Origin of the sequence: Embleya sp. NPDC059213 (assembly GCF_042754445.1) — a bacterium.
Taxonomy (GTDB): domain Bacteria; phylum Actinomycetota; class Actinomycetes; order Streptomycetales; family Streptomycetaceae; genus Embleya.
Genome location: NZ_JBHZAV010000267.1, coordinates 1 through 10113, shown reverse-complemented (window position 1 = coordinate 10113; position 10113 = coordinate 1). Strand labels below are relative to the sequence as shown.

Here is a 10113-nt window from a genome sequence, read left to right as displayed (position 1 = left end):
GGGTTCGGCGGGTGCGGCCAGCAGTGCGTAGGCCAGGCCGCGGCGTTCCAGGGCGCGGCGGGCGAACACCGCGACGCCGTGCGCGAGCCGAGCTGCGGCGTTGCCGTCGCCGTCGTGCAGGACCCGGCCCAGGACCTCCAGTTCGCGCCCGGAGGCCCGGCGGAAGACCTCGACCGCCAAGGCGGCCTTGGACGGGAAGTGCTGGTAGACCGAGCCGGCCGAGATGCCCGCGGCGGCGGCCACCGCGGTCACCGAGGCGTTGGCCCAGCCCAGCTCGGCGACCACGGTGGTGGCCTGCTCGACCAGGTGCTCGCGGGCCGCGTTCAGGCGGTCGTGTTCGGCCGGTGTCTTGCGGTAGGCCATGCAAGCAGTGAACCACCATTCGGAGCTTCGGATCAAGGCCCGTCCGCTTGCCGCGCGCCGAGGCGGGCGCGGTAGGCGGCCACCGCGTTGCGGTTGGCGCACGTAGTGCTGCAATAGCGGCGGGAACGGTTGCGGGTGAGGTCCAGGACGATGCCCTCGCAGCCCTGGTCCGCGCACAGGAACAGCCGGGACGATTCGTCGACGCGCACCACGTCGGTCATCGCCATCGCGGTCTCCACGATCACCCGGGTGGCCAGCGGCGCGTCCGCGGAGACCGCGTGCAGATGCCAGTCCTGGTCGTCGTGCCGAACGAGCTGCGGGAGCGCGCGGGCCTCGGCGAGCATCGTGTTCACCAGGCTCGCGGCGTGCTCGCGGTCGGCGGTCAACAACTCCCGCAGCACGGGCCGCAACGCCCGAAGGCTCGCGAGTTCGGCGGCATCGCCGTCCCGGCGTCCGGTGTAGCCGTGCTCGGTGTACCAGGCCCGCAACTCCCGGACGGTGGTGAGGGTGTCCGACCCCCGCGCACTGTTGGTCAGCGCCACGGCTGCCTGGAGGGCGGACTCGGTGTCATGACCAAAAATCATTTTGACATCTTACATAGCGCCTCGTAATGTCATGGCCTATGACCCGTATGGCCGATGACGTGTCGCGCGTACGCACCTCCTCCGGCGCCCTCGGCGGCGGCCTCTTCCTCGCCGTCGTCTCCGCGGCGTCCTTCGGCCTGTCGGGATCGTTGGCCCGCGGGCTGCTCTCGTCCGGCTGGAGTCCGGGAGCGATCGTGCTGGCCCGGGTCGGCCTCGCCGCGCTCGTGGTGGCGCCGTTCGCGGCCGTGTCCCTGCGCGGCCGCGTTCGGCAACTGCGCGCGCAGGCGCACGTGGTGCTGGTGTACGGCGTATTGGGTTTGGCCGGAGCGCAGTTCTGCTTCTTCTCCGCGGTCGCCGAGATGGACGTCGCGCCGGCCTTGCTGATCGAGTACACCGCCCCGGCCGCCGTCGTGGTGTGGTTGTGGGTGCGCCGGGGCCAACGACCGCGCCCGTACACGCTGGCCGGCTCCGGCCTGGCCGCCGCCGGCCTGGTCCTGGCCGTCGACCTGCTCTCCGGCGCCGACCTGGCCTGGTCGGGCGTGGCCTGGGCGCTCGGGGCGATGGTGGGCCTGACGGCGTACTTCCTCATCTCGGCGGACACCGACACCGGACTGCCGCCGGTGGCCCTGACCGGCGCCGGTCTCGTACTCGGCACCATCACCCTGCTCGCCCTCGCGGCTGTCGGACTGTTGCCGATGCACGCCACGCTCGAACCGGCCGACTACACCACCGGCCGCGTGCCCTGGTGGTTGCCGGTACTCCTGCTCGGCCTGGTCACCGCCGCCCTGGCCTACACCACGGGAACCGCCGCGAGCCGCCGACTCGGCTCACGCACGGCCTCGTTCGTCGCCCTGTTGGAAGTCGTCGCCAGTGTCGGCTTCGCCTGGCTGCTGATCGACGAAACGCCCACCGCCGCCCGGACGGCCGGCGGCCTCCTGATCATCGGCGGCGTCGTCCTGGCCGGGCTCGACGACCACCGACCCGGCGCGGCGGGGGCAAATGCCGCGCTCAGCCCCGCGATCGTCGGGTATCGGTCAGGAACGCGGTCCAGGTCGAGTCGGTGAAGGTGAGCCGGCGAGCGGCGGGCGAGAGCTTGGAATCGCCGACCTCGACGCCCTTCTCGCGCCGCAGCCGAGCTTCGACGCAGTTGCTCGTGGCGCTGTAACTGCTCTTGCGTCGCGGGAACTTGCTCACGGAAGCCTCCGATGGTCGAGCGGTTCGAGGTACACAATCACGTAGTTGCCCACGAACCACACCGCTCCAAGACCCGCGTCCCGCCGGCACCGCCGCGGCCGACCCGCCTACGACACGTCCCGGGCCCACACGCCGTCCAACGGCACCCGGCGGGCGTGGACCTTGCGGTGGCTGATTCGCCAGCCGTCGTCCGTGGTGACGACGGTGTCCTCGTACGTCACGCTGCCGCACGTGCCGTCGACGTTGATGCCGAGGCCCTTGGAGCGGGCCGTCACCTCGGTGTCGGAGATCGGGGTCAGCACGATGTTGGTGACGTGGTGCGCGACGGGGTTGCCGGCACCGAGTGCGTGTGCGGCCCGACGGATGCCGTCGAGCCCCTCGATCGCGGCTCCGCCCAGGTCGGTGACGTCGTAGACGATGTCGGCGGTGAACAACTCGTCGAGGCGCAGGAGTTCGCCCGCGTCGATCAGGTGTCCGTGCAGGGCGATCAGGTCGGTGATGGTGACGCGGTCTTCGGCGTTCAGTGCCACGGTCGTTCCTCTCGCGGATGCGGTGAGCGGTCAGGGGTCACGGAGGTCACGGCGTCGAGGGGTCACGGGTCGAGGGGTCACGGGTCGAGGGGTACATGGGTGCATGCAATCGGGGAGTTCCCCGTTTTCCGAGTGCTAGGTTAACCGGGGAAGTCCCCGGTTGACCGTGAAGACAGGGCGGTGCGGCATGGCGGACACGGAAAACCCGGCAGCGGGGACACCGCGCCGCACCCGCGCCGACGCGGCCCGCAACGCCCGGCGGCTGGTCGCGGCGGCCAAGGAACTCTTCGACGCGCACGGCCCAGACGCGGCGCTCGACGACATCGCCAAGCGGGCCGGCGTCGGCAACGCCACGCTGTACCGGCACTTCCCCACCCGCAGCGAACTGCTCGCCGCCGTCTACGCGGACGAAGTCGCCGCGCTCTGCGAAAAGAGCACGGCACTCGCCCAGGCACCGACCCCACCCGCCGAGGCGTTGTTCGTCTGGCTCGGCGCCTTCATCGAACACGTCGCGGACAAACGCCCGCTGGCCCTGGCCGCCACCCACGACGCGGCGCACCAGCGCACCGAACTGTTCGACCGTTGGCACCGCGGTCTGCGAGCCGCAGCCGAGCCGCTCCTGATCCGGGCCCAGGCCGCCGGTGCCGTGCGCCGCACCGTCACGACCGACGACCTGCTCGCCGTCGCGGGCGGCCTGTGCATCGCCGGCGGCGGCGCCGACGAGGGCCGCCGCCTGCTGGGCCTGGTGCGCGAGGGCCTCGAAGTGCCCACGAACATCGCCCTCGATACCGCCCTCGATACCGCCTGACCGAGACCGCGGCCGCTCGGGGCAACGCGCCGGGGACGAGGTTGCGGGAGCGCCGCCTCGCGAGCGGTCGGTGTCGGTATCGTTACTCTCCGTCCGCGCCGGTCCGGGTGCGCCGAGGGAAGGTCTGCCGTGTTCACGAGCGTCCTGATGGTCGAGCAACCGTTGTCCGCACTGGATGTCGAGTTCGTCACCGGCCTGCACGACGAGGCGATGTCGTTCGTCGTCCTGATGAACCCTCGGGGTGCGGAGGACCGACTCCTGCGCACCATCGACGATGTCGTGCTCGGAGAGTTGGAGGAAGCGGCCCACGAGGGTGACGAACCCGAGGGCCGGGACTCCCTGCGCCCCGCCGCGCTCGCACTGGAACACACCCTCCGGCTGCTGCGCGAGGCCGGCTCCGAGGCGGTCGGCCAGGTGGTCGAGGGCCACCCGCTGGACCTGCTGCGATCGGTGGTGGACCAGGTCGGCGCGGACGAGGTGATCGTGTTGACCGCCCCGCACCTGGTCGAGGAGTTCTTCCACCGGGACTGGGCCGCCCGGGCCCGGCACAAGGTGGGCGTCCCGGTGCTGAAGCTCTACGCCCACAGCGACGACGAGAACGAGGACGACGGGCAGGGGTGATCAGCCGGGCCCGGTCCACGGGAGACTCGAACGGGAAGGGCGGACCTTGACCACCCGACGGGAATTCCTCGGCGGCGCCGGCACCGTCGGCGCCGTGACGCTCCTCGGTAGCGCCCGCGCCTCGGGCGACCCGGGTCCGCCGGCGCAGCAACTCCGGGCCCGCAACGTGATCTTCGCCATCGACACGGACACCCGGGCGCACTACGACGCGCTCCGAGCCGAGCTGATCCGACATCTCGCCCCCGTCATCGTCGTCCAGAACGACTACCGGGGCGGTCGATACACGCTCGTCCACAACGCCGAACACGAATCCGTGCACCCGGTATCCGAAGTCTTCGAGCTGGCCAAGTCGATCGCCCACGCGCCGCTGGGCATCCACTCGATCATCGCCCCGTACCTGAACCCCCGGATCCCGGATCGCCCCGGCTCGGCCCGCCGGGACCCGCACGACCTGGCCATGGTGGCCTTCAAGGACCCCGGAACGACCGGCTGGCAGGCCCCGCTCCAGTCCTTCGCCGACACCCTGGCCACCGCGCGCCGACAACTCGGCGACGCCCACCTGGCACCGGAGTTGGCAGCGGCGAGCACCCGGATCCTGGACAGGTCGCTCGCATTCGTCGACGCGTGCCTGCGCCGCCGCTCCGTCGACACGACGTCGTTCGAGAGCTACACGAGCCGGCTGACCGACGACATCGGCACCAACATCCAACACGCGGCACAGGCCCAGATCCAGGGCGTCGAAGCCCTGCTGACCCGCTGGCGGGAGCGAGTCGGCCCGGCGGATTGGCCCGGCCTGTACGTCGTCGTGTTGTCGATCTGGACGACCTCCGCCCTGAACCAGAACTCGATCATCATCAGGCGCTTCATGGACCCCGCAACGGCCGACTCGCACCTGATCGACCTGCCGACCGCCCAACCCCCCACCGACCCCGTCTTCGTCGCCCTCGACAACCTGGCCCGAATCGTCCAGGACAACGTCGCGGCGGAGGCGGTGTTCCCCGCGGACCACACCCTGGCGAACGCGTTGAAGGGCCCGGAGGACCTGATGGCCCAGGCAATCCTGTCCCGCCTCGCCTGCCCCCACCGAGGCAACACCACGACAAGCACCCCGCGATGAGACCCGGACGCCCGCCGGGACGGCCTGTTCGGCGGCTTCGTGCAAGGCCGGCAATCGACCCCGGGCCCCGGTGACAACACCCGACGCACCCGTGTCGGGCCTCGTGCCATTTCGGGAGGATCCGGGTGTGGGTCCGAATCCCCGGCATTCGTCGGGAAGTTGTGTCGATCGGGTCGCCAATGCGTGAACATCCTCACAACAACTTCCCCGCCTGTGCGTCGGTCGTGGATGTCGGGGTCCGCCGGTCGGGGTCTCGTGTCGCCGCCGATCTCGCGACCTGCCCGAAATTCGGTGGGTGCAATGGCCGCAATGCTCCGAATGACCGTTGGATTCAAGCCATTTCCCACGTTCGTCCGACCGGCGTTCCGAATATTCGTCCCCGCCGACGGGCGCATCGAATTCGGTCGCCATGGCTCGATATACCGGACATATAACTCGATCCCGGGAATGATCACCCACGTGTAGTCGACGTGAAAGAAGAAGTGTCGTCGTGCCCCGGAACGGGGAAGTCGACGCCACTACACTCGCTACGCCCCATCGACGAGAGAGCAGCGGAGAGTGATATGTGCAGCGGGCGGGTCGCGCACTCCGCGACACGCCGGACGGAGACCGCGTGGCGTGCCTCGCGTACCCGGTCGACGCCGAAATCGACTCGCTGCGCGTGCCGTTGCCCGCCTGATAGCGCGACGAGGACCGTGGGAATGAACTTTGTACAGGACCCCGCACTCTGGTACGGGGTGGCCGGCACCTGTGCCGCGGCCGTCTACGTGGCCCGCAGCCGAATAACCGTCAGGGACCTGAGGGAGAGGAATCGCCTGCTGGCCGAGGATGTGCGCATGCGCGACGACGAGATCGACAACGTCGTCCGGGTGTTGCTGCCGGCCCTGGTCGAGACCGGGGAACGACTGAAGGGATCGCTGCTCCGGCACGAGGAGTTGCGCGCCACCCCCTACGCGCAGGGCATCGAGACGGTCGTGGAGATGTTCACCACCGCCGTCGAGGACGCCCGCGATCGCGCCGACCATTCGGCCAAGAACGCGTTGAAGGCCGCCATGCGCACCCTCCAGGCGCTCGCCGGCGAACAGCAGGTGGCGATCTCCGACATGCAGAACAACTACGTCGACGCGCAACTGCTCCAGGATCTCCTGGCGATCGACCACATGAACTCGCAATTCGGCCGCCGGGCCCAGGTGATCGCCGCGCTCTGCGGCGGGTGGACCGGCCGCCAGCGCGCCGCCGCACCGCTGTACGACGTCATGCGCGGTGCGAAGGGTCGCATCCGCGACTACCTCCGGGTGGAGATCCGGATGCAGTCCAATGTCGCCGTCATCGGCCGAGCCGTCGAGCCGGTCGCCCTCGCGGTGGCCGAACTCCTCGACAACGCCGCCAGTTACTCCCCGCCGCACACCACGGTCGAGATCAACTTCCAGACCGTGCCCAACGGGGTGTGCATCATGGTCGACGACGCGGGCGTGGGCATGCACGAGGAGGCCCGGCAGAACGCGGCCCGCTACCTCGACGCCAGTGAGCCGGTCGGCATCACCCGGCTGGGCCACCCGCCCCAGTTCGGCTTCCCGGTGATCGGCATGCTCGCCGCCCAGTACGGCTTCACCGTGTCGGTGGACACCCGATCGCCCTACGGCGGTATGCGCGCGGTGGTGATGTTGCCCTCCGGGCTGCTCACCACCGCCGTCGACGCGGAGCCCGCCTCGGTGCCCGCGCAGCGTCGCGTCGCCCGCGTCCCGCGCGCCGGGACCGGCGAATCCCGGCCGGTCGCACCCGCGGCCGCCGCTCCCGTCGCCGACGAAGGAACCGCCGCCCTGGACGGAGAACTGCCCCAGCGCCGCCGCCGGGCCCCGCTGCCGGTCGACCGCACGCACCAACCGGCGCCGACGGACGCCCCCGACCGATCGGACGCGGAGACCGCGGGGCTGATGGGCGCGTTCCTGCGCGGAACCCGCTCCGGCCGCGTTCCCGATACAGACGACAAAGGGCAAGAAAACCGATGAACAACGAGCTGGCCTGGATACTCAACGACGCCCTCAAGGTCCCGGAGGCCCGGCACGCCATCCTGCTGTCCGCCGACGGGATATTGCGGGCGCACTCCGACGGGATATCCCGGGACGAAGCCGATCGGCAGGCCGCGGCGCTGTCCGGACTCCAGTCCATCAGCCGGAGCACGGCGGAGTTCATCGGCGATTCCGAGACGCCGTGGCGTCAGACCCTCGTCGAGTTCGGCGACGGCTTCATCTTCCTCGTGGCGGCCGGTCCCGGCGCCTATCTGGCTGTATCGGCCACGCAGAACGTGGACATGGAGATCATCACGTTCCGCATGCAACAGCTCGTGCGCCAACTCGGAAAGGAAATGACCAGCCCGCCCCGACGGAATGCGGACCATTCGGTATGACCAACGATCCCACGGCGAAATCCGATGCCCCGGACTTAGTCCGCCCCTACGTCATCACCCGCGGCCGCGGCCACCCGACCCGCGAGGGCCTGGACCTGGTCAGCCTGGTGATCGCGTTGCCGGGCGACGAGTCGCCGCACATCCTCGACCCCGAGAGCACCCGCCTGCTCGCCCTGTGCCGCGGCGGGATCCTCTCCGTCGCCGAGGTCGCCGGACACCTGCAACTCCCCATCGGCGTGGTCAAGGTATTGCTGTCCGACCTGATGGACACCGGCCTGGTGGCCACCCGCCGCCCCATCCCCAGCGCCGAGTTGCCCAAGACCCAACTGCTACAGGAGGTGCTGGATGGACTCGCCCGTCTCTAGCGGCGCCGGCACCGACGTCTACCTGGCCGACTCCGTCAAGGTCGCGGCGAAGATCCTGGTGGTCGGGCACTTCGCCGTCGGCAAGACGACCTTCGTCGGAACCATGTCGGAGATTCGCCCCCTCACCACCGAGGAGACGATGACGCAGGCCGGCGCACACATCGACGACCTGACGGGCGCGGGCCGCAAGACCACCACCACGGTGGCCCTGGACTTCGGCCGACTCACCCTCAGCGACCGACTCGTGCTCTACCTCTTCGGCACGCCCGGGCAGCAGCGTTTCGCCCAGGTGTGGAAGGACATGACGCTCGGCGCGCTCGGCGCCCTGGTCCTGATCGACCCCGAGCGCTTCGACCAATCCTTCGACGTGATCGGCCTGTTGGAGGAGTACGACGTGCCCTACGCCGTCGCCATCAACCGGTTCGACGGCGGCGTCGAACATCCCCTGGAGAAGCTGCGCGCCGCGCTCGACCTGCTGCCGGACACGCCGCTGGTCACCTGCGACGCCCGCGACCGCGCCTCCTCGACGGAGGCCCTGATGGCCCTCGTCCGCTACCTCCAGCTTCGGGCATCCAAGGAACTCGCGTGAACACTGGCCCATACGATCCGCCGGCCCCCTCGTCCGGCGGTCACCCCTCCCCGCCTCCGGGTTGCCCCGCGCACCACGCCGGCGGGGCCGTTCCCCTGTACGACAAGACGTTCTCCGCCGACCCGCGCGCCGTGTACGAAGACCTGCGCCGACAGGGCGTGGCGGCGCCGGTGGAATTGGCGCCCGGCGTCGAGGCGATGCTGGTCACCGACCACGCCGCCGCGCTGCGCGTCCTGCACTCCCCGGAGTTGTTCGCCAAGGACCCCCGACGCTGGCTCGCGCTGGCCGACGGCCGGGTTCCCGAGGACAGCCCGGTCGTGCCGATGATGATGTATCGGCCGAACTGTCTGTTCTCCGACGGCGCCGAGCACCTGCGGCTGCGCCAGGCGGTGACCGACAGCCTCGACCGGATCGACCCGTACCAGTTGCGCCGGTTCGTCGAACGCAGCTCGGACTACCTGGTCGACCAGTGGGCGGGCACCGGCACCGTCGACCTGCTGAACTCCTACGCCAAGACCCTGCCCCTCCTGGTGTTCAGCGAACTCTTCGGCAGCCCGCCCGAGTTGGGCGACCGCCTGGTGGCGGGCATCGCGGGCATCTTCGACGCCGTCGGGGACGCGGACGCGGCCAATCAGATGTTGACCGGAGCCCTGGTCGAACTCGTCGCGCTCAAACGCGAAGAGCCCGGCTCGGACGTCACCTCGTGGCTGATGGCGCACCCCAACCGGCTCACCGACGAGGAGATGATCCACCAACTCGTCATGCTGATGAGCGCCGGCACCGAACCACAGCGCAATCTGATCGCCAACGGACTGCGACTGATCCTCTCCGACGAGCGGTTCTCGGCCAGCCTGTTCGGCGGCGGAGCCTCCGTCGAGGACGCGCTCGACGAGGTGTTGTGGGCCGACCCGCCGATGGCGAACTACGCGGTGCACTATCCGGTGCGGGACGTCGACCTGGCCGGCGTCGCGCTCGGCCGGGGCACCCCGGTGGTGATCAGCTTCGCCGCCGCCAACAGCGATCCCGCACTGTTCGCGAACGGCCGTCGCCCGAGCAACCGTTCGCACCTGGCCTGGAGCGCCGGACCGCACGCGTGCCCGGCCAAGGACTCCGCCTGGCTGATCGCCACCGCCGCGATCGAGAAGCTGCTCAATCGCCTCCCCGACCTCGAACTCGCGGTCCCGGCGGCCGAATTGGACTGGCGTCCCGGCCCCTTCAACCGAGCGCTCACCGCGCTGCCGGCCCGCTTCACGCCGATCGCGCCGCGCCGGGCACCCGCGCCGGCCGACCCGGCGCCCGCACGCCCCGCCACCGCCCCCGAGCGCCCGGACCCCGGTGCGCGCAAGGGCGGCGTGTGGAGCTCGTTCCTGAACTGGTGGCGAGGCCAATAGTCACACCCTGACCCGCCGTGCCAGGCGGGTGACCCATGGCACCCACCACCGGTGCCGGGGTCGGGGGCCGGGTTTGCCCGCCCCCACCCCCGGGCCCCCCGGGCCGGGCGGGGTTACAACAGGGCCCCGAAGCCCCCCCCCACA

The 10113-nt window shown here is 70.5% G+C and carries 13 protein-coding genes; 9 read left to right on the top strand and 4 right to left on the bottom strand.

Annotated features, from left to right (window positions below; translation table 11 throughout):
• Together ACFXMF_RS44480 and ACFXMF_RS44475 are read right to left on the bottom strand one after the other, a co-directional pair.
• A partial coding sequence (locus ACFXMF_RS44480) for a TetR family transcriptional regulator (protein WP_380021189.1) occupies positions 1-363 on the bottom strand: 363 nt, incomplete at its 3' end.
• Between the two features lie 32 nt (positions 364-395).
• On the bottom strand, positions 396-947 hold the full coding sequence (locus tag ACFXMF_RS44475) for a CGNR zinc finger domain-containing protein (protein ID WP_360306507.1): 552 nt from the start codon (positions 945-947) through the stop codon (positions 396-398).
• 47 nt (positions 948-994) lie between these two features.
• On the opposite strand from ACFXMF_RS44475, the gene ACFXMF_RS44470 reads away from it, so the two are divergent.
• A complete protein-coding gene (locus tag ACFXMF_RS44470; RefSeq protein ID WP_380021187.1) occupies positions 995-2011 on the top strand; it encodes a DMT family transporter in 1017 nt (338 codons plus the stop codon).
• Here the strand turns inward: ACFXMF_RS44470 and ACFXMF_RS44465 are convergent.
• Positions 1956-2141, bottom strand: coding sequence for a DUF397 domain-containing protein (locus ACFXMF_RS44465; protein WP_360306501.1), 186 nt, complete (start codon positions 2139-2141; stop codon positions 1956-1958). The genes ACFXMF_RS44470 and ACFXMF_RS44465 overlap by 56 nt on opposite strands.
• Positions 2142-2248: 107 nt before the next feature.
• On the bottom strand, positions 2249-2671 hold the full coding sequence (locus ACFXMF_RS44460; protein ID WP_360306498.1) for a nuclear transport factor 2 family protein: 423 nt from the start codon (positions 2669-2671) through the stop codon (positions 2249-2251).
• A 187-nt stretch (positions 2672-2858) separates the two neighbouring features.
• On the opposite strand from ACFXMF_RS44460, the gene ACFXMF_RS44455 reads away from it, so the two are divergent.
• The 8 genes from ACFXMF_RS44455 to ACFXMF_RS44420 all read left to right on the top strand — a co-directional run bounded on the left by ACFXMF_RS44455 (position 2859) and on the right by ACFXMF_RS44420 (position 9969).
• A complete protein-coding gene (locus ACFXMF_RS44455) occupies positions 2859-3479 on the top strand; it encodes a TetR/AcrR family transcriptional regulator (RefSeq protein ID WP_379991729.1) in 621 nt (206 codons plus the stop codon).
• Positions 3480-3608: 129 nt separating this feature from the next.
• Positions 3609-4100 carry an indole-3-glycerol phosphate synthase gene (locus tag ACFXMF_RS44450; protein ID WP_360306492.1) on the top strand — a complete coding sequence of 164 codons (492 nt, stop codon included), beginning with the start codon at positions 3609-3611 and terminating at the stop codon, positions 4098-4100.
• Between the two features lie 94 nt (positions 4101-4194).
• The gene (locus tag ACFXMF_RS44445; RefSeq protein ID WP_379991730.1) at positions 4195-5217 is read left to right on the top strand and encodes a hypothetical protein; all 1023 of its coding nucleotides are present in this window, start codon (positions 4195-4197) and stop codon (positions 5215-5217) included.
• A gap of 701 nt (positions 5218-5918) precedes the next feature.
• A complete protein-coding gene (locus ACFXMF_RS44440; protein WP_360306487.1) occupies positions 5919-7226 on the top strand; it encodes an ATP-binding protein in 1308 nt (435 codons plus the stop codon).
• Entirely contained in the window at positions 7223-7624 is a 402-nt protein-coding gene (locus ACFXMF_RS44435; RefSeq protein WP_360306484.1) for a roadblock/LC7 domain-containing protein, read from the top strand. The genes ACFXMF_RS44440 and ACFXMF_RS44435 overlap by 4 nt, the downstream gene beginning before the upstream one ends.
• Positions 7621-7989, top strand: a complete 369-nt coding sequence (locus ACFXMF_RS44430) for a DUF742 domain-containing protein (RefSeq protein WP_360306481.1) — start codon at positions 7621-7623, stop codon at positions 7987-7989. The genes ACFXMF_RS44435 and ACFXMF_RS44430 overlap by 4 nt, the downstream gene beginning before the upstream one ends.
• On the top strand, positions 7970-8578 hold the full coding sequence (locus tag ACFXMF_RS44425; protein WP_360306477.1) for an ATP/GTP-binding protein: 609 nt from the start codon (positions 7970-7972) through the stop codon (positions 8576-8578). Before ACFXMF_RS44430 ends, ACFXMF_RS44425 begins: the two co-directional genes overlap by 20 nt.
• A 197-nt stretch (positions 8579-8775) precedes the next feature.
• Complete coding sequence (locus ACFXMF_RS44420; protein WP_379991731.1) at positions 8776-9969, top strand: cytochrome P450; 1194 nt, start codon at positions 8776-8778, stop codon at positions 9967-9969.
• The last annotated feature ends 144 nt before the right edge of the window (positions 9970-10113 follow it).